17 protein-coding genes and 3 pseudogenes are annotated in these 24,749 nt (G+C 61.4%); 6 read left to right on the plus strand and 14 right to left on the minus strand.

Translation table 11 applies throughout. The features are described from left to right. Positions 1-15: 15 nt before the first annotated feature. Entirely contained in the window at positions 16-630 is a 615-nt protein-coding gene (locus OEG84_RS06095; RefSeq protein ID WP_267652896.1) for a DUF922 domain-containing Zn-dependent protease, read from the plus strand. Positions 631-938: 308 nt separating this feature from the next. Here the strand turns inward: OEG84_RS06095 and OEG84_RS06100 are convergent, their stop codons facing one another. The 3 genes from OEG84_RS06100 to OEG84_RS06110 all read right to left on the minus strand — a co-directional run bounded on the left by OEG84_RS06100 (position 939) and on the right by OEG84_RS06110 (position 2,927). Beyond that, complete coding sequence (locus OEG84_RS06100) at positions 939-1,964, minus strand: NAD(P)/FAD-dependent oxidoreductase (protein WP_267652897.1); 1,026 nt, start codon at positions 1,962-1,964, stop codon at positions 939-941. A 27-nt stretch (positions 1,965-1,991) separates the two neighbouring features. Continuing rightward, complete coding sequence (locus OEG84_RS06105) at positions 1,992-2,312, minus strand: 2Fe-2S iron-sulfur cluster-binding protein (protein ID WP_267652898.1); 321 nt, start codon at positions 2,310-2,312, stop codon at positions 1,992-1,994. Positions 2,313-2,558: 246 nt separating this feature from the next. Beyond that, positions 2,559-2,927, minus strand: coding sequence for an Hpt domain-containing protein (locus OEG84_RS06110; RefSeq protein WP_267652899.1), 369 nt, complete (start codon positions 2,925-2,927; stop codon positions 2,559-2,561). A 380-nt stretch (positions 2,928-3,307) separates the two neighbouring features. Here OEG84_RS06110 and OEG84_RS06115 point away from each other — a divergent pair, with 380 nt between their 5' ends. Together OEG84_RS06115 and OEG84_RS06120 are read left to right on the plus strand one after the other, a co-directional pair. Beyond that, positions 3,308-8,560 carry an apolipoprotein A-IV repeat region-like domain-containing protein gene (locus OEG84_RS06115; RefSeq protein WP_267652900.1) on the plus strand — a complete coding sequence of 1,751 codons (5,253 nt, stop codon included), beginning with the start codon at positions 3,308-3,310 and terminating at the stop codon, positions 8,558-8,560. 365 nt (positions 8,561-8,925) lie between these two features. Continuing rightward, positions 8,926-9,276 carry a GNAT family N-acetyltransferase gene (locus OEG84_RS06120; RefSeq protein ID WP_267652901.1) on the plus strand — a complete coding sequence of 117 codons (351 nt, stop codon included), beginning with the start codon at positions 8,926-8,928 and terminating at the stop codon, positions 9,274-9,276. A gap of 61 nt (positions 9,277-9,337) precedes the next feature. Here OEG84_RS06120 and OEG84_RS06125 read toward each other — a convergent pair. The 4 genes and pseudogenes from OEG84_RS06125 to OEG84_RS06140 form a co-directional block, all read right to left on the minus strand. Beyond that, a pseudogene (locus tag OEG84_RS06125) lies at positions 9,338-9,926 on the minus strand (ABC-type transport auxiliary lipoprotein family protein). Between the two features lie 83 nt (positions 9,927-10,009). Further along, positions 10,010-11,380: an MlaD family protein gene (locus tag OEG84_RS06130; RefSeq protein WP_267652902.1), complete on the minus strand. Its 1,371-nt coding sequence runs from the start codon at positions 11,378-11,380 to the stop codon at positions 10,010-10,012. Further along, a complete protein-coding gene (locus OEG84_RS06135; RefSeq protein ID WP_267652903.1) occupies positions 11,380-12,246 on the minus strand; it encodes an ABC transporter ATP-binding protein in 867 nt (288 codons plus the stop codon). The genes OEG84_RS06130 and OEG84_RS06135 overlap by 1 nt, the downstream gene beginning before the upstream one ends. A gap of 13 nt (positions 12,247-12,259) precedes the next feature. After that, a pseudogene (locus tag OEG84_RS06140) lies at positions 12,260-13,447 on the minus strand (MlaE family lipid ABC transporter permease subunit); the annotation flags it as partial. A 100-nt stretch (positions 13,448-13,547) separates the two neighbouring features. Here OEG84_RS06140 and dgcA point away from each other — a divergent pair. The 3 genes from dgcA (at position 13,548) to OEG84_RS06155 (ending at position 18,506) form a co-directional block, all read left to right on the plus strand. Continuing rightward, entirely contained in the window at positions 13,548-14,531 is a 984-nt protein-coding gene (gene dgcA / locus OEG84_RS06145; protein WP_267652904.1) for an N-acetyl-D-Glu racemase DgcA, read from the plus strand. Between the two features lie 329 nt (positions 14,532-14,860). After that, a complete protein-coding gene (locus tag OEG84_RS06150; protein ID WP_267652905.1) occupies positions 14,861-17,176 on the plus strand; it encodes an NADP-dependent malic enzyme in 2,316 nt (771 codons plus the stop codon). A 172-nt stretch (positions 17,177-17,348) separates the two neighbouring features. After that, complete coding sequence (locus OEG84_RS06155) at positions 17,349-18,506, plus strand: DUF2865 domain-containing protein (RefSeq protein WP_267652906.1); 1,158 nt, start codon at positions 17,349-17,351, stop codon at positions 18,504-18,506. Positions 18,507-18,711: 205 nt separating this feature from the next. Here OEG84_RS06155 and OEG84_RS06160 read toward each other — a convergent pair whose 3' ends face one another. The 7 genes and pseudogenes from OEG84_RS06160 to OEG84_RS06190 form a co-directional block, all read right to left on the minus strand. After that, the gene (locus tag OEG84_RS06160; RefSeq protein ID WP_267652907.1) at positions 18,712-19,956 is read right to left on the minus strand and encodes an MFS transporter; all 1,245 of its coding nucleotides are present in this window, start codon (positions 19,954-19,956) and stop codon (positions 18,712-18,714) included. Then, positions 19,956-21,639, minus strand: a pseudogene (locus OEG84_RS06165) (NAD+ synthase). The gene OEG84_RS06160 and the pseudogene OEG84_RS06165 overlap by 1 nt, the downstream one beginning before the upstream one ends. Before the next feature lie 67 nt (positions 21,640-21,706). After that, positions 21,707-21,913 (minus strand): hypothetical protein, encoded by a 207-nt coding sequence (locus OEG84_RS06170; RefSeq protein WP_267652908.1) that lies wholly within the window; start codon positions 21,911-21,913, stop codon positions 21,707-21,709. Positions 21,914-21,948: 35 nt separating this feature from the next. Continuing rightward, complete coding sequence (locus OEG84_RS06175) at positions 21,949-22,797, minus strand: DODA-type extradiol aromatic ring-opening family dioxygenase (RefSeq protein ID WP_267652909.1); 849 nt, start codon at positions 22,795-22,797, stop codon at positions 21,949-21,951. 865 nt (positions 22,798-23,662) lie between these two features. Beyond that, on the minus strand, positions 23,663-24,085 hold the full coding sequence (locus tag OEG84_RS06180; protein ID WP_267652910.1) for a GFA family protein: 423 nt from the start codon (positions 24,083-24,085) through the stop codon (positions 23,663-23,665). A gap of 95 nt (positions 24,086-24,180) precedes the next feature. Continuing rightward, positions 24,181-24,471: a type II toxin-antitoxin system RelE/ParE family toxin gene (locus tag OEG84_RS06185; RefSeq protein WP_267652911.1), complete on the minus strand. Its 291-nt coding sequence runs from the start codon at positions 24,469-24,471 to the stop codon at positions 24,181-24,183. Further along, on the minus strand, positions 24,471-24,704 hold the full coding sequence (locus OEG84_RS06190; RefSeq protein ID WP_267652912.1) for a type II toxin-antitoxin system ParD family antitoxin: 234 nt from the start codon (positions 24,702-24,704) through the stop codon (positions 24,471-24,473). Before OEG84_RS06190 ends, OEG84_RS06185 begins: the two co-directional genes overlap by 1 nt. Positions 24,705-24,749 lie beyond the last annotated feature (45 nt).

Raw genomic sequence — 24,749 nt, forward strand, 5'->3', positions numbered from 1 at the left:
CACCCGGAGTTTTTGATGCGCCCCGTCCGTTTCGCTGTTTCGGCGCTCATCCTGTGCCTCACCGCACCTTCGGCGCATGCCGAGCCAGTGATCAAGAAGAGCTATTCCTACTTCAACGTTGGCGGTCACACCGCCGAAGAGCTGGAGGCTGAACTGGCCGAGCACGGCCCGCAAGTGTCCGATACCGGCACCCGCCACTCGGGCGCCACCAGGATCAAGATGGGCGGTTCGGTCACCTATCAGGCTTCGGGCAGCTCCTGCAGGGTCAAGGATGCTGTGGTCGAGCTCGAAACCCATCTGACCTTGCCCCGCTGGACCAACCGCAGCCGCGCCAACCGCAACACCGTTCTGATCTGGGACACGCTGTCCTCCGACATCAAGCGCCATGAGGAGCGTCACGCCGAAATCGCCCGGCAATGGGCCCGCAAACTCGAAAGAGCGCTGGAGACCCTACGTCCGCAATCCGACTGCAAGAAGATGGCAGCCCGTGTCGACGCCAAGACCAAGGCCATCGTCGACAAGCACGCCGCCGACCAGCAACGGTTTGACCGGGTCGAGGCAGTAAGCTTCGAGCGGAGAATGAGCAGAATGCTCAGGTATAAGGCTCAACAACAAAAAAATGGCGGGTAGTCGTCAAATAAAGTGGACCACCACGTTTAATAAGCTTGCCGTTCATCTTGAATAACGGCTGACCCCTCAATTCACACGGGGGCTTCCTCGCAATATTCACGCAGGCTTGCGCTGGTTAAATCTAGTGCAAGGGACAGTCATGGTGATTCGAAACGGTCTTTCCGGTACGCGAAGACTTGCCGATGCTCCTCCCTCATCGGATGTGGTTTTCCGGCGTGCCCATTGGCCTCGCTTTCCCTTACCCGGGATAGCGAGGCCCTTTTTTGGGCCCCGGTGATACGCGGCAAACTTCGGCATCCGGTCGGAAGTTACTGAACCCCGAGCTTCTTCTGCAGACTGGTTGATGAGGTGGTGTACTGGAACACCAGCTTCTGGTCGGGGTGTGCGCGCCGCTTGACCGCCTGGGTCATCAACGCTGCCTCGTGGAAACCCGACAGGATCAGCTTGAGCTTGCCTGGATACCAGTTGATATCGCCGATGGCGTACACGCCGGGCAAGTTTGTCTCGAAGGTTTCGGTATCAACCTTGATCAGGTTTTCATGCAGATTGAGGCCCCAATCTGCGATCGGACCAAGCTTCATGGTCAGGCCGAAGAATGGCAGCATACGATCACAGGCGATCTCGAACAGACCGTCCGGGCCCTTCAGGGTCGCCGCAGTCACTTGACCATCATCGCCCTTCAGGCCGGTCACCTGCCCCACCTTGAAATCGATCTTGCCCTCGTCGCGCAACGCCAGCATCTTGTTGACACTGTCGGGTGCCGCGCGGAAATCCGGCCTGCGGTGCACCAGCGTCACAGATTTTGCCACGGACTGTAGATTGAGTGTCCAGTCGAGCGCGGAATCGCCGCCTCCGACAATCAGCAGGTCCCGGTCGCGAAACTCTTCCATCCGCCGTACCGAGTAGAACACGCTCTTGTCTTCATAGGCTTCGATGCCGGGAACCGGCGGTCGCTTGGGCTGGAACGACCCACCGCCAGCAGCGATCACCACGGCATGGGCATGAAACAATTCGCCCTCGTCGGTTTCCACTTCGAAACGGCCGTTATCGAGCTTGCGAAAGCCGGCAACCATCCTATTGAAGTGGAATTCCGGTGAAAACGGCGCGATCTGCTCCATCAAGCGGTCGACCAAGGCCTGCCCGGTAATCTCCGGCCAGGCCGGAATGTCATAGATCGGCTTTTCCGGATAAAGTTCCGCGCACTGGCCGCCCGGTCGATCGAGAATGTCGATCAGGTGGCATTTGAGATCGTAAAGACCCAGTTCGAACACGGCAAACAGGCCGACCGGGCCGGCGCCAACGATTACGACATCGGTTTCAATGGGAGTAGACATCAACACTATCCGCAGAAAAGAGGAAAATCAGGCCTGCCGCTCGGGCACATGCACCACCAGTCCATCAAGCTCTTTGCGAACCTTGATCTGGCAAGACAGCCGCGAAGTGGGGCGCACGTCGAATGCGAAGTCGAGCATGTCCTCTTCCATCGCTTCAGGCGAGCCGACTTTTTCAGCCCATTGCTCGTCAACATACACATGGCAAGTAGCGCAGGCGCAGGCACCGCCGCACTCGGCTTCAATTCCCGGGACGGAATTGCGGATCGCATTTTCCATCACGGTCGAGCCGTTCTCGGCGTCGATATCAAAACGCGTGCCGTCAAAAGCGACAACGGAAATCTTGGTCATTACGGCCTCTGTTACGGTTACTACAGCGCCGCGCCTCCCGTTGGATGCGCAAGAAACGCTGAAACAGCTTGAACTAATACATGTACGTTGTCGGTCAAACAAATCCACTTGAACGCGACATGCATTGGGGAATGAGGCTTTTCATACACGCTGGACTGCGTGAGGCAAGAATGAAAACCACGCTGCGACAGCGCTTCGCAGCATGGTTTTTCAATTTGACGCCTTTTGGGCCGAAAACCTGGAAAATTAACGCATCAAACCAGCGATGAACGTGTCGGCGTCGACCACGGCCTTGGTGAAAGCGGTAACAGCAGCCGGGCTGCCGGGCTGGGACTCGAGTGTTGCCGCACATCGGGCGACTTCAAAAGCCCCCACCCCTTTCGCGGCTCCGCCCATTTTATGCGCGAGATTGACGCGGGCGCGGGCATCGAGTTCGCCCAGGTGCGCGACCGCCATACGGGCCTGACGCGCAAACAGCGCCAGCACATCGGATTCCAGAGTCTTGTCGCCGCCGGTTTGCCGCGCCAGATGCACCAGATCAATGGGCCGTCCACCGGAGGGGCGCGGCTGCTGGCCGGTTTCGGGGGCTTCGAATGCAATACTGAGCGCCGCCATGGCCTGTTTCCTTTGCTCGGAGAATGCTGTCTGCAAGTGTCGCGCCATTTACTGATGATCGGGTAAACATGCGTCGCTGGTTAACAGTGAAACTTGCCGGAATGGTTAACGCCCCGTAAATGTGGCGTTTCATTGGCATTTGTGTCCCCATCCGACACAGCCACTCCCCAAAAACCGGTGGACGTTGAAGGCGAACCATCGGTTTCAATTGTTAAATCCCCCCGTGTGTGTCACTAAATTGGAGGTTTAGCGGTCCGGAAACGGGCCATACCGGCTTGATGACCCTATATAGGCCACAAGTTGGCGGGGCCCTTTTTCGCACACACGGCTCCGGCGGGCCGAGACAAGAAACCTCTTTCGAGTAACGAGGCTTGAGTAGCATGAGTAAGAAACCAGCGGACAAAAGCATTGACGAACAGACATTCGAAGCGCTCGAGGACGCACTCAAGATCGACCTTGATGATGACTCGTTGGGGCCGCTCGATGAAATTTCGCTCGATGAACTGGAAGACAAGGTCTCCAGCGCCGCCAAGGAGCTGAAGAACGCGCATGAGCCGGTGACCGCCGCCGCTGCCAAACCCGGCCCGGCCGCGGGCAGATCCGGCCCCGGCGAAAGCACTGCGCCGCGCACATCACCACCACCATTTACGCCGGCTGGCCCGATGGCGCCGGCCAATGACGACAGCCGCAAGACCACCGCAGGCCTGCTGCGCGCACTCGAAATCCGTTCAAGCCGCGGAGCAATCCGCAACGCCAGCATCATCTCGGTGATCTGGACCATCGGTGTGCTTGGCCTCGCCAATTTGCTCTACGCGCCGGAAATCTGGCAGATCCGCTCGCTCAACGATCTTCTGGCCATGCCGGCAGCGATCGGCTTCGCGGTCGCCATTCTGGTGCCGGTGCTGATCTTCTTTGCCTTCTCCATCATGATGGCCCGCGCCCGCGAAATGCGCTCGGCCGCCCGCTCGATGGCCGAGGTCGCCTTGCGCCTGGCCGAGCCGGAGAACATCGCCGGCGATCGCATTCTCACCGTCGGCCAGGCTGTCCGCCGCGAAGTTTCGGCCATGAACGAAGGCATCGAGCGAACCATCGCACGCGCCTCGGAACTCGAGACCCTTGTCCATTCGGAAGTCAATGCACTCGAACGCAGCTACACCGACAATGAAATGCGCGTCCGTGGCCTGGTCCATGAACTTGGCTCCGAGCGCGATGCCATCGTCAACCACGCCGAACGCATCCGCGCCTCGATCGCTGGCGCTCATGAGCAGCTCAAGGAAGAACTGACCACCGCCAGCGAGGAAATCGCCACACGGATTTCGACTTCCGGTGAAGCCGTCGCCCAGTTGATGGACACCCGCGCCGCCAATCTGCAGGAGCGCACGGTGGAAACCAGCCGTGAGCTGGAAACCCTGCTGGCCGGTCGCACCAATGCACTGGTCACTGCGCTCAAGACCTCGGGCGGCGAGCTGACCGACGAATTCGATACCCGTCTGGAAATGCTCAATGTGCAGCTCAACCAGCGCGGCAAGGCATTGCTGTCCGAATTCGAGACCCGCGCCTCCACTCTCGACGCCAACACCGAAAAGCTAAACGCAGCGCTAGGCGAACGCGCGCGCCAGCTCAACGAAACACTGATTGCCCGCACCCGCGAAATCTCGGAAAGCCTGCAGATCGGCCAGCAGGCCATTTCGGTCGGACTCGACGAAACCCTCGCCACACTTAACGCCTCGCTTGATGAAAAAGGCGCGTCCTTCCGTCAGGCCCTCAAGTCTAGCGCCGACGACGCGGTCATGGATCTCGACCTGCGGTCCGGCTTTTTCGAAGAAAAGCTCGAATCCTCCGTTGGCCGCCTCACCGCTGCCTTCGACGAGCGTGTTGCCGAATTCACCTCCGCTTTCGACAGCCGCGCCGGCAGTCTCGACGGCAAATTGTCCGACAGTCTGGCCCGGATCAACGAGTCGCTCAACGGCGGCGCTTCCGCCATGGACGGCATTCTCTCGGCAAGCCTCGAGCGCATCGGCGCCACCCTTACCGATCGCAGCCAGGCTTTGGAAACGACGCTGGGAACAGGCGCGGCAAGGCTCGAAACGTCGACCTCATCGGCGGCCGAGCGTATCGAGACGTCCCTCGCCGATCGTGCCGAAGCCATCAGCACCGCGCTCGCTGTCGGTGCCGAACGCATCGATACCAGCATCAACGAAAAATCAACTGCCATGGTCTCCGGTCTGGCTGCCAAGGTGGCCGAACTCGAAAACACGCTGTCGGCCAATGCCGAGCGTATTGATACGAGCATCGGCGAAAAATCAACGACCATGGTCTCTGGTCTGACTGCCAAGGTGGCAGAACTCGAAAACATGCTATCGGCCAACGCCGAGCGCATCGATGCCAGCATCGGCGAAAAATCAGCCATCATCATCTCCGGTCTGGCTGCAAAGGTGGCCGAACTCGAGCATGCACTCTCGACCAATGCCGAACGCATCGATTCGAGCCTCACCGACAAATCCGCGGGCATTGTATCCGGACTTGCGGCCAAGGTTGCTGATCTCGAGAATGCACTGTCAGCCAACGCTCAACATCTTGATGCGAGCATGAACCAGAAGCTCTCGGAGATCGTCTCCAGCATCGGCTCGCGGATCGGCGACTTCGAAGCCGCCGTATCGGCCGGTGCGGAGCGGATCGACAGCAGCCTCAACGAGCGCTCGCAGGCTCTGTTTGGCGGCATTTCGGAAAGTGCCGATGCCATTGACAGTCGCCTCGCCGCCCGCACCGACGGCATCCGCGCGAGCCTTGCAGATGCGTCCGAACGGCTTTCTGCGACGCTCGATGTCGAAGGCACCCGTTTCTCCGAACTAACCCAAACCGCGGTCGATCAGGTCGAAACCACCTTCACCAAGGGAACCGGACGCATCGACGAGCGACTGGCGACCATGAACAACATGCTCGGCATCGGGCTCGATTCGGTCTCCAAGACCATCGAAGGCAAGGCAACCGGGCTTGCCGCCAAGCTGCGTGAGGCTGTGGCCGATGCGGCTGTCGGACTGGACGCCGAAGCGCTCAAGGCCAGCGACACCCTGCAGTCTGTCGGCACCGGCTTTGCCGGCCGGATGGACGAGCAGGCCCGCGAATTCGCCCGCCGGCTCGACAGCCATGTCGAGGAGCGCACCGCCGATCTCGCCGCGCACGCCGAAAACATCGCTGGCCGCATAGCCGTGAGCGCCGGCGACCTGAGCAGCGAAGCCAGCCGCATCGGTGACCTGATCGAACGCGTCGGCCAGACCGTGGGCAATCAGGCCAACGCGATTTCCAGCACGCTGGATGCGACCGAAGCCCGTTTCGCCGACCAGACCGCAGCCCTGGCTGCGCGCCTTGAAGCCGAAACCGGCGCGATTTCGAACCGCATCGGCGAAACCGCCGAACACCTGGTCACAACGCTCGACGGCAAGACCCAGGACATCACCGGTCGCATCAACCAGACCACCGAGACCCTTGTGTCGACGTTGGACAGCAAGGCCAGCGCGATCAGCGCCCGGCTCGCCGAAACCGGCGAGGCACTGGTCTCGCGCACTGGCTCTGTCGGCGACGCCCTGGATCAGAAGGCCTCGGCCATCGTGCAGCGGTTGATCGATGCCGAACAGGCCATGGATACCCGTGCCACCGCAGTTCACTCCACCCTCGATGAGCGCACCCGGGAGCTCAATTCGATGCTCGCCAGCCGTTCGGCTGAACTGTCACGGGTCATTGACGAGCAGGCGCGCCCGCTGGTCGAGCAATACGCCGCCAGCGGCGAGGAATTCGCCACCCGCCTGACCGAGGTCACCCAGAACTCGACAGACCGCCTGCGGGCCGAAAACGCGGCGCTAATCAACGCCATCACCAACCGCACCAGCGAGACGTTGTCAGCTCTCGAGAACGTCAACCAGAGCCTGAGCGGCAATGTTGGCGAATTGATCGAGCGTCTGGGCGTCAGCAACCGCGAAATTTCCAGCGTCATCGACCAGGCCGCCTCGACACTCGGCGCGGCCAACGAGCGGCTGACCGAGACCTCCGGCGAATTTTCGGCATCAACCGAAAAGGCTGCCGATATGCTGTCCGGATCGGCCCGTCTGCTCGACGGCAAGGTCGAACGCCTGACCGAAATCTCTGGCCGCACGCTCAACCAGGTTGGCGCCATCGCTGGTCGCTTCGACGATCACTCCAAGGTGCTTGCCTCGGCCTCCGACCTTCTCGGCGCGGCCCAGTCCAATCTGGCCACGACACTGGAAGAACGTCGCGAGGCGCTGCAGGCGCTGTCGGTGGGGCTGGTCAACCGGTCCGAACAGATCGAGGAGACCATGCGGTCGCTCGAAGGCATTGTCGAAAAGGCATTCGAGGGTGCAGATGAATTGTCCCAGCGCGCCGCCAGCCGGCTCGAAGGCGGACTGCGCTCGGCAGCTGAAAACGCCAACAAACTGCTCGGCGAGACCGAGAGCCGGGCCAATTCCGCAGCCGGCGTGATGCGCGAGAGCATGCGCGAAGCCGCCGAGGACGCGGGCAAGCTGCTCGGCGAAACCGAAAGCCGCGCCCATACCGCAGCCGGCGTGATGCGCGTGAGCATGCGTGAAGCCGTCGAGGATGCGGGCAAGCTGCTCGGCCAGACCGAAAGCCGCGCCCAGACATTGGCCGGCTCCGTGCGTGACGGCGTGCGCGAAGCGGTCGACGAAGCCGGCAAGTTGCTCGGCGAATCCGAACGGCGTGCCCAGACCGCCGCCGGGACCATGAGCGAAAGCATGCGCGCGGCAATCGAGGAAGCAATCAGCCGCTTCTCCGGCGCCACCGACGAAATGCGCCAGTCGGCCTCGGTGATCAAACGCGAACTCGAAGAAACCCGCAGCGAGCTCAAGCGCGGCGCCTTCGACCTGCCCGAAGAAACCCGCGAGAGTGCCGCCGCCATGCGCCGCGCGGTCGCCGACCAGATCAAGGCGCTGCAGGAACTCTCTCAGATCGTCGGTCAGTCGAGCCAACGCGGCGAAGTCAGCGAAGCGCCACGCCAGGTAGCGGCATCGGCTTCCCACGCTGCTCCGCGGGCCGCTGCGCCCCGGCCACAGCCGGCCCCCGCTCCCCGTGCCCCGGCTGCTGTTGCCCAGCGCGCACCATTGCGCGGCAGCATCGAACCAGCAACCCCCACAGCCCCACCGGCCAAGAGTGATGGTTGGGTCAGCGATCTCCTGCGTGGTGCATCGCGCGAGGAACAGGCCGCCGCCCGTCCCGCAGCCAAGCCAACGACGCCTGAGCGCAACCCGCGTCATGTGGTTGAATCGCTCAACTCGCTGTCGGTCGACATCGCCCGCGCCATCGACCACGACGCATCGGTGGACCTGTGGCGGCGCTATCAGCGCGGCGAGCGCGATGTTTTCACCCGCCGGCTCTACACACTCAAGGGTCAGCAGACCTTCGACGAGATCAAGAACAAGTATGGTCGCGAGCCGGAATTCCGCGCAGCCGTCGACCGCTACATCACCGATTTCGAAAAGCTGCTGAGCGATGTTGCCCGCAACGACCGCGACAACATGATGACGCAGACCTATCTGACCTCGGATACCGGCAAGGTCTACACCATGCTGGCCCACGCCAGCGGTCGTTTCGATCGCGACTAAAACCGCAACACCAGCCGATTAAATGATCAACCCCGCCCCGTGCGGGGTTGATCATTTTCAGGCCCAAATTTTGATGCCGCCCGTCCGGTATAATTCCCGCTACTCCCCCGTCCGACAACGCGCGGCACATGCCGTCATCCCTGCCCAGGCGGTGCGTGGATGAAGATCGACGCAATGATGTTCCGACCTGCCGCTAACGCAGCGCTTCAATTCTGCCAAATTCGTCGTGGCCAATGTGGTGGAGCGCTCAACGGAACATATTGATGACGACAGTCCAACTCCGCCCCGCGAAAGACGACGATCCCAGCCGGATCGCCGAAATCTGGCACACCAGCGCAAGCCTTCCGAATGTCGGGCCGCCGATCATGCCAACCCTTGCCGAATTGCGGAACCGGGTGGATCAGGAGTTGGCTGCCGGCTGGCAAGTGACCGTTGCGCATGTCGATCACACAATTGTCGGCTTTGTTGCCCTGAAGCCCAGGGAACGTATTCTCGCGGAACTGTTCCTATGGCCCGACCAGATCGGAGCGGGCGTTGGAAAGCGGTTGCTCGACCACGCCAAGGCGGTCATTCCAGCAGGCTTTGAACTTTATACCACATCAGAAAATTCGCGTGCTCGCCGGTTTTATGAGCGCGAAGGATTGAGAGCCTTCCGCGAAGCTCGGCATCCAGGTTCCGGGCATCCCGTCACGTATTATCGGTGGCGCGGTCGTTGAACGTTCTTTGCCGCAAGGCACAACACGCGTCACAAATTCCGGCGTAGGAACGGAACCCGCGTCAGATCCGCGCCAGCGTCCAGGCGACCATTTCCTCGACCACCTGTTCGAAAGCACGGTCCAGCGACTGCACATATGCGGCATTGCCACGTCCCGTTACCGCCGATGTTGCACGGAACACCTTCGAGGCGATGACGACGCCATTGCGGTCGTTGAGAACCTTCACCGACAGTTCCACCACCGCCTGCTCGCCGGCATCGGCCTTGATCTCGAAGGCGCGAATGGCCGTCAGTACCTTGAAGTCGATCGCCAGTCCGTCACCCGGACGGCCGACGCCGCCAACGCGGCCGGTGTTCTCGAACGCCTGCACCAGCTTGTCCTGGACGATCTTCGGCAACCGGTCCGACCATTTCGAGATCGGCCAGATACTGGATCGACGAGGCCGATGGCCGGATCACGATCTGCTCGCTATCGAGCGCTTTCAGCGCAGTCGGTTCGGTGATCAGGATCTGCCGGTTGCGGGCCACCTGCCCGCTCACCTGTGGCGCCTCGGAAAGGCCATAGGTGTCGGGCGGCGTGGCTTTGCCAAGCCCGCCGGCACAGCCGGTCAAAACCGACAACATGGCGATTGCAGCAATCCGCCCACCCATTTTCACGCGTACTCCACGCTCCGACACCATCCGGCATCTTTCGAAATCATTAACCTTTGTCTTGCGATGCATCCGCCCCAGAGTCAACGCCGCGTCCGTCCATCATATTGCTTGACGCTATCTCCGCCAAAAATCAGCCGCTGCGGGTCCTGTTCGATGCTGGAAATCGATCGCTCGATGCGCTCGATCGAGCGTCGTGCGTCATTGACCAGCGCCTCGACGTTGCGCAGGCCGGAGCCTGAAAACCGTTGCAGATTGTCGGCAATCGGCCCGATCCGGGCATTGAGTGAATTGGCGACATCGCGAAATGATTTCAACGTCGCTTCCGCGTCGGCAAGCAGCGACGAAGCGTCGCCTTCGCCAAGGAACCCGTCAAGCTTGGCCAGAACTCCGTCGACCCGCACCGATGCGGCGTTCAGGCGACCGCTCATCTGCTGCACATCGGTGATGATCACGTCAAAGTCTTCACGTCGTGCCGAAAATGTTTCGGCGACGCCACGCGCATCGGCAAGTGCCTTGCGTGCATCGGCGCTGGCCGCGGCAATGTCGTCCACTGTTTGACCGACCTTGGCGGGGTCGACCCCGGCCACCAGCTTGTCGACCTTCTCCAGCGACGCTCCCGCGTCGGCGGCAAAGCTCTGCAGCGATTCCGCGGCGATCCTGAAACTCTCGAGCGTCTTGGTGATATCACCCGATGACGCGGCGATGTCGCCAGCCACCTTGTCGATCGAGGTGACGATGTTGCCAACTTTCTCCGGGTCGACGGCATTGACCAGCCGGTCGACCGAACCGAGCGTGCCCTCAAGCCTGGTCGATAGCGATTGCACTGTTCCCGACAGGCTCGATACGCTTTTGAGGAATTGGTCGATGCCATCCGCATTGTCGCGCAAGGCGCCCGTAAAGGCTTCGGCGTTCTTCAGTGTCTGGGTCAGCGGCGAGCGGGCATCGGAAATGAAGCCTTCGACCTGGCCGATCACCCGGTTGGCCCGGTTGAGAATCTCGTCAGCGGTGGCCAGAAGATTGGTCACACCGGAGGGGTCGGCTTCAATTACCGCCACCTTCTCCGCTTCGAGCGCCTGCAGCAGGATATTCGGGTTGGTGGGCGTGCCTCCCTGCAATTCGATATAGGCCGAACCGGTCAGCCCCTGAATTTCGAGCGCAGCGCGGGTGTCGGTGTAGATCGGCGCATCAGTGCGCACATCGGTTTCGGCAATCACGAAATTCGGGCTCGCGGGATCGATGCTGATCCGCCGGATCACGCCATAGGGGATGCCGTTGAACCGCAAGGGCGAGCCCACTGACAACCCGTTGGCCGAGCCCGGAATGCGGACGATCAACTGGGTCGTCTCGCCGGTGGTGCCATAGCGCGCCATCCAGTAGACAAATCCGAAGGCCGAAAGCATCACCAGCAGGGTGAAGAAGCCGACGATGGCATAATTTGCACGCGTTTCCATTACGTCGCTTCGCTTTTCTGGCTGCCAGCTTGCTGCGGCGTAGTTCTGCTTGCAGGTAACCGGTCCGGGATCATCCGCGCCCGCTTGCCACGGAAATAGGACTGTACCCACGGATCGTCAAACGAAAGCATGTCCTCAACCGTTCCATTCACCAGCACATGCTTGTTTCCCAGCACCGCGATACGGTCGCAGACCGAGAACAGACTGTCCAGATCATGCGTGACCATGTAGACGGTCAGTCCCATGGTATCTCGCAGTCGGGCGATCAATTCATCGAACTCGGCAGCGCCGATCGGGTCGAGACCGGAGGTTGGCTCGTCAAGGAACACCAGGTCCGGATCAAGGGCCAATGCCCGCGCCAGCGCCGCCCGCTTGATCATCCCGCCTGACAGTTCGGAGGGGTATTTGTCGATCGCATCCGGCGCCAGTCCGACCATCTCCACCTTGAGCTCTGCCAGTTCGTCCATCAGCACCTTGGGAAGATCGAGATATTCGCGCATCGGCACCTGGATGTTTTCCCGCACGGTGAGCGCCGAAAACAGCGCCCCGTGCTGAAACAGCACGCCCAGCCGCATGTCGAGCTCGACCCGGGTTGCCTCGTCGACCTTGTCGTAATCGGCGCCAAGCAGTCGAATTTCACCCTTCTGACGCGGCAGCAACCGCAGAATTGCGCGCATCAACACGGATTTGCCGGTGCCCGAACCGCCAACGAACCCCAGGATCTCGCCACGATAGACATCCAGATCAAGCTTATCCAGCACCACATTGCTGCCAAATGCGACATGCACATCGCGCACGGACAACACCACCTCGCGTTCGTCCGCCGGGCCGTGTTCGCCGTCTATACTGGGCGTTTGCTGGTTCATCCGGTCCCGCCTCAAAATCAATCGCCGCGTAGAACATGGCGAACAACCCGTCGACGAGAATCACCACGAAGATCGATTTGACCACCGATGCCGTCACCCGGCGACCCAGCGATTCCGCGCTGCCGCCAACCTTCATGCCTTCGACTGCCGCGACGATGCCGATGATCAGCGCCATGAACGGCGCCTTGATCATGCCCGAGGTCACGGTCGACATGTCGATGGCTTCGCGCAGACGGCCGATAAACACATCCGGCGTGATCCCCGAATAGCTCCACGCCACCGTCGCGGCCCCGCCCAGCGCCGCGAAATTGGCAACCACCGTCAGCAGCGGCAACACTACCGTGAGCGCCACCAGCCTTGGGAACACCAGCACGCCAATCGGGTTCAGGCCCATCACCTTCAGCGCGTCGACTTCCTCGCGCATTTTCATCGAGCCGATCTCGGCGGTGATCGCGCTGCCCGAGCGGCCGGCAATCATGATCGCCGTCAGCAGCACGCCGATTTCCCGTAATTGCAGAATTCCAACCAGGTCGACGACAAACACCTCGGCACCGAAATAGCGCAGCTGAAACGCGCCCTGCTGAGCGATGATGGCGCCGATCAGATAGCTCATCAACATGATGATCGGCACCGCCCGCACGCCCATATGATCCATCTGGGTGACAATCGCCGCTGGCGAAATGCCGGACGAACGGTTGAGCTTGAGCTGCGCACCGCGCACCGCCGAGCCGAGGATGAACATCGATGCGACCAGATCGTCAAACAGTTCGTACATCGCCTTGCCGAGCGGAGAAAACATTCGCTCGAACAACGGCGGTTTGGCCGCGAGACTGGACACAGTCCGCTTGGCCGGCGCTTCAATCGCCTCGATCAGCGTGGCGATCGGCACTGACGCGCCCTCGATCCTGACCGTCGCGCCACGGGCCTCGGCGGCGATGATTGCCTTGCGCACAAGCCAGGCGCCGGCGGTGTCGAGATTGCTCACCTCCGCCACATCGATGTCGAGCTGCTTGCCCGACAGAGCGTGTTGGATTTCCATCATCTCGCCATAGACGCCGGCAATCGCCGCGTGCCGCCAGTCGCCCGACAGCACCAGCCTGTCGCCATCGGCCCCAGACCTGTGTTCGACGCGCGGCGACGCGGTCTTGCCGCGTCGCGGAGGCACATCTGCCCTTGTATCTTTTGGCTGTTCGGTCAACATGCCCAACACATAGCGGGTCACTCGATGACTGTCACCGCACAGCTCCTCGTTTTGACCCGGTGTGCACGCCTTTCGACCCTTATTCACGGACTTATCGACAATGCCCAGACAGCTTACCGCCACCATCGACAGTTTTCCGCTCGCCCGCGCCTTTACCATCTCCCGCGGCGCCAAGACCGCTGCCGATGTAGTGACCTGCACGATCACCGAAAACGGTGCCGTCGGACGCGGTGAATGCGTGCCCTACAAGCGCTATGGTGAAACGGTCGAGGGTGTGCACGAGGCTATCAACGCCTATGCCGGGGCAATTGCCGATGGCGCGACACGCGAAGATCTGCAGACGGCCATGAAGCCCGGCGCGGCGCGCAACGCCATTGATTGCGCGATGTGGGATCTGGAAGCCAAGCTCTCCGGTACTCGGGTGTCAAGCAGCGCCTGCCGCATTCTGCCTCGGCCGGTACCCACCGCCGTGACTATCTCGCTCGGCGATCCAGCCGACATGGCCAGCGAAGCCCGCGCCCACTCCTCCCAGAAGCTTCTCAAGGTCAAGGTCGGCACTTCAGATGACCGAGCCCGCATGCATGCCGTGGTCAGTGCCGCGCGCGGCGCCGAGATCATCCTCGATGCCAATGAAGGCTGGGACGAAAGCAACATCCGCGAACACCTGCTGCTGGCGGCGGAACTGCACATCTCGCTGATCGAGCAGCCGATGCCGGCCGGCAAGGACGATATCCTCGCCCACATCCCTCATCCGGTGCCGATCTGCGCCGATGAAAGCGTTCACACCTTGGCCGATCTCGCCAAGCTTTCCGACCGCTATGACGCCATCAACATCAAGCTCGACAAGACCGGCGGGCTGACCGAAGCGCTGCTGATGCGTGACCGCGCCCGCGAACTCGGATTCGGAGTGATGATCGGCTGCATGGTGGGCACCTCGCTGGCGATGGCGCCGGCGGTGCTGCTAGCCCAGGATGCCGACTGGGTGGATCTTGATGGCCCGCTGCTGTTGGCGCGCGATCGGTCGCCCGGACTTGCCTATGCCGGATCGCTGGTTTCACCGCCGACACCGGAACTGTGGGGATAAGTGCTGCGCGGTTTACCGGCACAAGCCAGCGCCATCAACTTTTGTTGTGGAACCGGCCGATTTTGCCGAATAGCAAGCAACAGCTTGAGCCAAAACCAGCTATTGCGGGATTTCCCAGCCATGCCGGCATGGACTAGGGTGTAACCAGATAGGGAGCGTTTGGTTGAGGGGGAAGCCGACATGAGATTTGTTTGCAACAGCGCTCCAGGTGCTGCGAGGTCAGCTTCTGTGCGCCAGAACTCCGCCTGCCGCAACCACGACCCGGGATGATCGGCCCTCGCCCGGCCATTGACCTGAGACACCCTATCCCCTTGAGAAGAGAATTGCAGATGACCTCCAAAGAAACCAAGCGCGGCAACGACCCGAAACCGACCAGCGGCGACCTCGACGAGAACGCGCTGTTTTACCATCGCTATCCGCGACCCGGTAAACTGGAGATCCAGGCAACCAAGCCGCTGGGCAACCAGCGCGACCTCGCGCTTGCCTATTCGCCCGGCGTTGCCGCGCCATGTCTTGCCATCCGCGACGATCCCGACGCTGCTGCAGCCTACACATCGCGCGCCAATCTGGTGGCGGTGGTTTCCAACGGCACCGCAGTGCTGGGACTGGGCAATATCGGCCCACTGGCCTCCAAGCCGGTGATGGAAGGCAAGGCGGTGTTGTTCAAGAAATTCGCCGACATCGATGTTTTCGACATCGAGATCGACGCCCCCGATGTCGACCGGATGGTCAGCGTGATTTCGGCGCTGGAGCCGACCTTTGGCGGCATCAATCTGGAAGACATCAAGTCGCCGGAATGCTTCGAGGTGGAGCAGCAGCTGCGCGAAATCATGGACATTCCGGTGTTCCATGACGACCAGCACGGCACTGCCATCATAGTCGCCGCATGCATTCTCAACGGGCTGGAACTGGCTGGCAAAAAGATCGAAGACGCCAAGATCGTTACCTCCGGTGCAGGCGCGGCAGCGCTCGCCTGTCTCAACCTGCTGGTCGAACTCGGCGCCCGGCGCGAGAACATCTGGGTCCACGACATCGAAGGTCTCGTCCATGTGGGCCGCGAGGTGCTGATGGACAAGTGGAAATCGATCTATGCACAGACCAGCGACAAGCGGGTGCTGCGCGATTCGATCGACGGCGCCGACGTGTTTCTCGGGCTCTCTGCCGCCGGCGTGCTCAAGCCCGACATGCTTGCCAAGATGGCCGACAAGCCTCTGATCATGGCGCTCGCCAACCCCTCGCCGGAGATCATGCCGGATGAGGCGCGGGCAGCACGACCGGATGCGATGATCTGCACCGGCCGGTCGGATTTCCCCAACCAGGTCAACAACGTCCTGTGTTTCCCCTACATCTTCCGGGGCGCACTGGATTGTGGCGCCCGCACCATCAACGAGGAAATGAAGATGGCCGCCGTCCGTGCCATCGCCGGGCTGGCGCGCGAAGAGCCGTCCGATATCGCCGCCCGCGCCTATTCCGGCGAAACCCCGGTGTTTGGACCGGAATACCTGATCCCCTCGCCGTTTGACCAGCGGCTGATCCTGCGGATCGCACCGGCAGTGGCCGAAGCCGCCGCAAAGTCCGGTGTGGCGCGACGGCCGATTGCCGACCGCGAAGCCTATATCGACCAGCTCAACCGCTTCGTGTTCCGCTCCGGCTTGATCATGAAACCGCTGTTCACGGCTGCCAAGGTCGCCTCCAAGAAGCGCGTCGTGTTTGCCGAAGGCGAGGACGAACGGGTATTGCGCGCCGCTCAGGTGCTGCTCGAGGAAGGCATTGCAGAACCAATCCTGATCGGCCGCCCGAACATCATCGAGAGCCGGCTGGAACGGTTCGGCTTGCGCATCAGGCCAGGTGTCGACTTCGCCGTTACCAACCCGGAAGAGGATCCGCGATTCCGCGACTATGTGGACGAATATTTTGCGCTGGTAGGCCGCAAGGGCGTGATCCCCGAGGCTGCCCGCACCATCATCCGTACCAATTCCACCGTCATCGGTGCGCTGTCTGTGCGGCGCGGCGAAGCTGATGCCCTGATTTGCGGTCTTGAAGGCCGCTACTCCAAGCATCTGCGCGATGTTTCCCAGATCATCGGCAAACGCGAGGGCGTGCTCGATTTTTCCGCCCTGAGCCTGCTGATCTCGCAGCGTGGCGCCACATTCTTCACCGATACCTATGTGTCACTCGATCCCAGCGCCGAGGAGATTGCCGAAACGACAATCATGGCCGCCCAGGAAATCCGCCGCTTCGGCATCAACCCGAAGGCGGCGCTGGTCTCGCACTCGAATTTCGGTTCGCGCGATTCCGAGAGCGCCCTGAAGATGCGCAGGGCCATGGAAATCATCCGCTCGATTGCCCCGGAGCTTGAGGCAGATGGCGAAATGCATGCCGATTCCGCGATTTCCGAGGCGCTGCGCCGCCGGGTGATGCCCGACAGCACGCTGAGTGGCGAAGCCAACCTGCTGGTGTTTCCCAACCTGGATGCGGCCAACATTTCGCTCGGAGTGGTCAAGACCCTGACCGACGCCCTGCATGTCGGTCCGATCCTGCTCGGTTCGGCCATGCCCGCCCACATCCTGTCGCCATCGGTAACCTCGCGCGGCGTGGTCAATATGGCGACGCTGGCCGTGGTCGAGGCTTCTTCGGCGGAATAAGACCAGCGTCCGCGTTTTTTCGCCACGCCCTGTCTTTGCTAGGACCGGGTTAAGGTAAACAAAAGGATGTGTTTGGCGCAAATCGGCACAGGCGTTACAATGGCACTTGGTGCGGCACTGCGGATTGGTTTCCGGTGCGGCCAAAGTAACCGAGTATGTGTTGGAGTTGTCCATGCGCCGCGCCTGGTTTCGCAGTCCTTTGCTGGTGCTTGCATTCGTCCTCGCCGGCGCCGGCGTGGCCGAGGCATCGGCGGTCTGCACCCGGCTCAAGGCGCAATTGGCCAACGTGTCAAGCAACGACGGCTCATCGGCGAAATTCCGGCGATACGCCGATGCAGTGACCAAGCAGGGTCAGCAGATTCGCAAGGTGCGCGCCGATCTCGGCCGTTATGGCTGCACCTCAGGCAGCATCATTGTCCGTGGCGGTCAGAATGCCAAGGCCTGCGCCAAATTGACAGCCGCACACACCAAGATGCGCGCCAATATCGCCGCGCTTGAGCGCAAGCGCGATTCCTTTGCCCGCAACGACAGCAAGACCACAAAACGCCGCATTCAAGCTGCGATTCAGGCCAATGACTGTGATGGTCAGCGCGCTTCCATTCAGGCCGCAGCCCTCAAGGGCGAAATTGATCGCAAGCGTTCAAAAAGCCCCGGTCTGGTGGCGATATTGGACAACAGCGGCGGCGACAGGGTCACGGCCAGCAGCCAGGCACGCGCGCGCATCCGGATCGAACCGAAAGCCTCACGCGGCGGCAACTACCGAACACTTTGCGTGCGCAGCTGCGACGGCTTCTTCTTTCCAGTCTCCTCCTCGGCCTCGCCTTCCGATTTTCCCCGCGACGAACGCACCTGCCAGATGATGTGCCCGGGGACCAAGACCGCACTCTATTTCCACGCCGCCAATGGCCAGGAAAGCGAAGAGATGGTTTCCGCCCGCAGCCGCGCACCATACACCGAAATGCCCAATGCCTTTGCCTATCGCACCGCCAACGCGCCGATGAGCAAGGCCTGCAGCTGCAACATGGGCGCATTCTTCAAGGAAATGGCCCGCCGCGAGGCGATCCTCAACGGCACCGCCGAGCAGGACGCACCTGTCACCACATGGGTGCGCCCGTTCAACCGGCCCGACCCCGGCGAAGACCCCGAATCCGTTCTTGATGCCGAGATGCGCCTGACTTCGGAGGATGTCGCAGCCGTGATTGCCGCATCCAGGGCCGAGCATCCACTGACCGATGAACACCGCGAAGTGCGAATGGTGGGGCCAACATTCCTGCCTGACCAGGCCGGCCACCTGGATCTCAAGGCCAACACCGATTGGGCAATCCGTTAAGGGCGCATTTCCGCCGCTTATGCCGCACCAGAGGTTAGCCTCGAGGTGTGCAAAACCCTGGGGCTTAAATTAAAGAAGCCGAAAACCCAAAACATCGCGCGGCCACCCTACCCGACGATCTCAGTTTAATACTGCAATCTGGGGCGTGCACATTCTCGCCGACACTGAATTCCGGCAGGCGTTGCGAGGCTCAATTCATCCCGGATTATGCGGCAGCCGCAGCCACCGGTGTTGCCTGGCGCTGGTTGCGCGCCAGCGCCTTGCGGCCGACCAGCACCATCAGACCGATCATGATGATGCAGTAGATCCCCATCGCCGCAATCTGCCCGGGATAGGAAACGCCGCGGTCAATCAGTGCCCCGGTCAGGCCCGGGCCCATCGCCGAGCTGAACACCATGAAGGCGACGGTCAGCGAGCGGATGCTGCCAAGGTTTCTGGTGCCGTAGAGTTCCGGCCAAAGCGATCCGAACAGGGTTGAGGAGAAGCCGTAGGATACCCCCATCAGTGCCATGAACACATAGGTCCCCCAGGCCGCATTTGTGAACGCGAGCACGAAGCAGGACAGCGACAGCGGCACCAAGAATGTCGACAACATTTTGATCGCCGAAAAACGGTCAACCAGTTGCCCGGCAATCAGCGCGAACAGGATGGTCATGGCCGACATGATGGCAAACGAGGCGGCGAACACGCTGGGCTCCCAGCCGCGCAGTTCCGACAGATAGACCTGGTGGAAGAACACCGTGGTGCCGATGAAAGCCGGCGCCAACACGCCCATCAATGCCGCCCAGAACAGCGGATCGCGGATCACCTCGGCGCGGGTCCATTCCCGTACTGCGGGCAGATCGGGGTCAACGACGACCGATTGCGGTGTGCGTTCAAGCTTCATCAGCGAATAGATCAGCGGCAGCGCCACCAGCATCAGCATGGCTGCGGCCAGCAGCCACGATCCGCGCCAGCCAACCAATGCCGCCACTCCGACAAAGGAGATCGGGAAGACTGCTTCGCCGAAATTGACGCCGATGGCGGTAAATGAAATGGCGCGCCCGCGCTGGGCGGCAAACCAGCGGCCCATAGCGGTCATGGCGATGTGGCTGAACATACCCTGGCCGAACAGCCTCAGCAGATAGATCGCCAGCACCAGCAGCACCAGCGAATGCGACCAGGCCATCAGCACACAGGCGAGCGCCAGGATCGGCGATGACAGCAGCACCGTGGAAGCAACGCTGATACGGTCGACAATCTTGCCGATCTGCGGCAGCGAGGCGGCGCTGGCGAGCGTGGCAAACATGTAGATGATGCCGAAATCGCCATTGCTGAGGCCATATTCGGCGCGGATTTCCCCCGCCGACAACGAGATGAAATAGGTCTGCCCGAACGACGAAAAAAAGGTGAGCATGAGCCCGCCGGCAACCCAGCGGGCGTTGTCGCGCAGGAACAGGATGGCTGACATTACCTGTCCCGGTATCGGTTGGTGATCGGGTAACGCCGGTCGCGGCCGAAATTCTTGCGGGTGATCTTGACCCCGGGTGCCGACTGCCGGCGCTTGTATTCGGCGATGTACAAGAGGTGCTCGATGCGGTGCACGGTGGCAATATCATGGCCGCGCGCGACAATCTCTTCGACCCCCATCTCGCGCTCGACCAGACATTCGAGAATATCGTCAAGCACCGGATAGGGCGGCAGCGAGATCCTGGTCGGTCTGATCGGGCCGGAGCTCGGCCGAGGGCGCCTTGTCGATGATGTTGACCGGGATCACCTCACCCGACGGCCCCAGCGCGCCCGGAGGCACATGGCTGTTGCGCCAGCGCGACAGCGCGTAGACCTGCATCTTGTACAGATCCTTGATCGGGTTGAAGCCGCCATTCATGTCACCATAGAGCGTGGCGTAGCCAACCGACATTTCGCTCTTGTTGCCGGTGGTCACCACCATCGAGCCGAACTTGTTGGAAATCGCCATCAGGATGACGCCACGCGCCCGGCTTTGCAGGTTTTCCTCGGTGATGCCTTCGTCGGTGCCTTCGAACATCTCGCCAAGGGCTGTGAGGAACCCCTGCACCGGTTCCTCGATTGCCACCGTATCGTAACGGCAGCCCAGCGCTTTGGCGCAGGCCTCGGCGTCGTTGATCGACGTTTCAGAGGTGTAGCGGTAGGGCAGCATGACCGCGCGCAGCCGCTCTTCGCCCAAAGCATCGACGGCGAGTGCCGCGCAGATTGCCGAATCAATGCCGCCCGACAGGCCAATCACCACGTTGCGGAAGCCGTTCTTGTTGACGTAGTCGCGCAGGCCCAACATGCAGGCGCGGTAATCCGCCTCCTCGCTTTCGGGAATCACCGACATCGGCCCTTCGGCGCAGGCCCAGCCGCCATCGGCCTGGCGCTTCCAGACCGTGAGGCTGACCGCCTCCTCGAACTGGCTCATCTGGAAGGCGAGGCTCTTGTCGACATTGAGTGCGAAACTGGCGCCATCAAACACCAGTTCATCCTGGCCGCCGACCTGGTTGGCGTAAAGCAGCGGCAGGCCGCTCTCGATCACCTGGCGCAGCACGATCTGTTGGCGTACATCGACCTTGTCGCGATAATAGGGTGAGCCGTTGGGAACCAGCAGGAACTCCGCGCCGCTTTCACTGAGCGTTTCGCACACACCCATCTCGCCCCAGATGTCCTCGCAGACCGGGATTCCGAGCCGCACACCGCGCAAGGAGACCGGTCCGGGCATTTCACCGGCGTCAAATACCCGTTTCTCATCAAACTCGCCGTAATTGGGCAGATCGACCTTGTCGCGGCTGGCCACCAGCTTGCCGTCATCGAGAATGGCCACCGAATTGAAACGCTTGCCTGCCTCGGCGCGCGGATAACCGATGATCACGGCCGGGCCGCCATCGGCGGTATCGGCGGCAAGATCATCGACGGCACGCTGGCAGGCGCGCAGGAATGCCGGCTTGAGCACCAGATCTTCTGGCGGATAGCCGGCGAGGAACAGTTCGGTAAACAACACCAGATCGGCGCCCTGGCGCTGCGCATCGGCACGCGCCTCGCGCGCCTTGGCGAGATTGCCGACGATATCGCCGACAACCGGGTTGAGTTGCGCCACCGCGATGCGGAGGATATCGGGGGATGAATTGTCGCGTGTCATCATGGCTGAGGTCTTACCCCGGATCGGCGGCGTTGCAAATCATCGTTTTGCGATCAGCCCACAGACATCATTCCTGATCGCTGTCGCCGCCGATACCGACCACCGCGCCGGCGGTTCTGCCGGTCAGCTTGACCGCGCCGACAGCGCCGCCAACCACCAGCGAGCCGGTGTTGGTCACGGTCTTGGCGACCAGATAGGTGCCACATCCCGACAGTGGCAGCGCCAGGCTGACAAGGGTGAGACAAACAAACGGGGCGGTGATGAAAGAGCGCATCCGTCCTGACTAGCCGAAAAGGGCTGAACAGCCGGTTAAACGGCTGGCGCGTCCGCCATGGCATGATCGAACCGCCACATGGTCATCGCCAACACGCCGAAATCGGCACTCTGGTGCAGACGCATGGCCGAGCTGCCCTCGCCGGCTGCGCCAAAGGCAACGTAAAGCGGCAGCAAATGTTCGTCAGTCGGGTGGTTTTTAGCCGCAAACGGCGCCCGGGCGCGATAATCGAGCAGCGCGTCGATGTCGCTGGCGCCGAGCCGTTCGTTCATCCAGTCGGTAAACGCCTCGACCCAGTCGGGAACATCGGCACACCGCTGGCCCTGCCGCATGATCTTGAACGCTTCGCCGAGATTGTGGGTAAACGAGCCGGAACCGATTACCAGCACACCCTCAGCGCCGAGCCCGGCCAACGCCTGGCCCAGCCGGTAATGGTGCGCAGGTCCCGCTGCCGGATCAACCGAGACAACCACCACCGGGATATCGGCATCGGGATAGATCAGCTTGAGCGGCGACCAGACACCGTGATCGAAACCGCGATCGGGCACCGCGCCTGCGGCAAAGCCTTGCGCCTGCAGGTTACCGACGATGCGCTTGGCCAGTTTCGGGTCACCCGGCGCCGGGTATTGCATCTGGTATAGTTCGGGCGCGAAACCGCCAAAATCATGGATGGTTTCGGGATTGGCATCGGCGGTCACGGCGACCCCGCCACCGATTTCGAAATGGGCACTTGCAACCACGATGGCGCGCGGACGCGGCAACTCTTGACCCAACTGCTTCATCCACTCTGCGGCTTCCGTGCCGGCGATCACCGTGTCAGGCGATCCGTGAGAAATGAACAGCGCTGGCATGGGCGCGCCGATACTCTGCGTGGTTTGGGTCATTGGCAGTCTCCTTGACCGCAATCTAGGGGGCCGAGCCCGTTCACGGTAGATGCCAATTTGACCACTGAACGTTCGCAATTCATGGACAGCGTCCGGACCGCAAGCAAACCGGCATGGCGAAGCGCCCGTACGGACAAAACCGGCGGGGGAACAAGATGAGGTCCGGAGGGCCGCACGCGGGCGTTGCCTTACGGAAGATTATAAAATGGGTGGCGCAGCACGCGCGCGGCCCGATCTTCGCCGGATGATGTCCGCATCCGACAGGCAGAGACTGGCCTCAACTCGACCGCTTGGATGGTTTGACCCGACGCGGCCTTCATGGCTTTCGCCAAGCCGCATCCCCGGACAAGGGTTGCGGCGGAAGCTTTCAGCGCGGGGTCCGGCACGCAACCTGTCCCCGGGTCAGGGGGCAGGCGTCGCCACAGGCCCGGCCCGCTGTCCGGTTCCGCGCCCGCAACACGCGAGGCACAGAACCCGAGGACGGACCGGTGGCTGGCTGAATCCTGCCATCCGCACAGGATGAACAGACCCGCCAGCGGAGCCACGCTGGTCACCACCTCCTCCCGGGCTTTGCCGCACGTTACGGCAAAATCCGGAAGGCCTTCCTCCCACCTGGCTCGAACCGTTCGCGATCCATCCGGCAGCAGGAGCACGTCAAGTTTGGCATGGGGTTTGAAGAGTGTGGACAAAATGAAGGGGAATTTGTGGGGGCTTAACGATTTTCGCCATCCTCGGCCTCCGAGCCGAGGATCCATACCGTGAACCTTCAACAACTCTAACATTTTGGAGGGATTGCGGAATGGATCCTAGGGTCGGGGCCCTAGGATGACGACGGAGAAAATGTGCCAAGCGGTGCCACTCCACATCACTCCGCCACCAATATCCCCGCCGAACCCTTCTCATATTGCGGCAACCCATCAGTGATCTCGTAAAAATCGCCCTTGTCGGCGCAGAAGATGTGCTTGGTGATGGCAAGACCGGTTGGCTGGTCGAAGGCGCCCGCCAGCACCGAGATGTGCTTATCTGCCTGATGTTTCCAGAACAGCGCCGAGCCGCAGGTGGTGCAGAACCCGCGTTTGGCAACATCGGAGGCCTGATACCAGGTGATGTTGGCCTCGCCGGTAATCTCGATGTTGTCATCGGGCACATTGGTGGCGGCGAAATAGAGCCCCGACTGGCGGCGGCACTGTGAGCAATGACAGGCAACGACCTCGCGCAAGGGACCGGTGGTGCGGAATGTGACCGCGCCGCAATTGCACCGCCCGGTGCGGGCTTGATCGTCTGACATAGGACCTCCAACGGATGTGTATCAGATTGGAGGTGATATAATCACGGGCCGGCGCTGCCATGCTACTGACATTTGCGACATGGGGTGAACACGGGTCACATCCAGCGCTCCGGGTCCATGCGACCGTGCAGAATACGGATGACCCGAAGTTCGTCATCGACCAGCCGGACAAATGAAATATGCGAACCCGTATTGAGTTTTAGCAAGCCAGGTCGGACTTCAGACGCATCGCGTAAGATACCCGGCACTTCTGAAGCACGTCTGAGCGTTGCTACGATCTCGCGAGCATAAAGACCAGCTTGACCCTCACCGAATTCTCGAACGCTCCATTCATGAATACCCATAAGGTCATGCTTCGCCAAAGGCGAGTAGACCAGTTTCAGCATCAGCCGCGCAAATCGGCAAGAAAGGCATCAATATCCAAAGGCGTTGCCGGGCCGGAGGCATCACCGACGTCGATCTCGCGCCTCAACGCGTCCAACATCTGGTCTCGTTCTTGCAAGGTTGACAGGCCGGCACGCACGGCCTCACTCACAGACGCGAAACGCCCCTGTTCGATTTGGGTCCGAACAAAGGCTTCTTGCTGGTCGGTCAACACCACTGAGGTATTCTTGCCCATGTGAACTCTCCAAGTACCAGTTCTTGGTATCACAATTGGGCATCT

The sequence above is a fragment of the Hoeflea algicola genome, from assembly GCF_026619415.1.
Taxonomy (GTDB): Bacteria; Pseudomonadota; Alphaproteobacteria; order Rhizobiales; family Rhizobiaceae; genus Hoeflea; species Hoeflea algicola.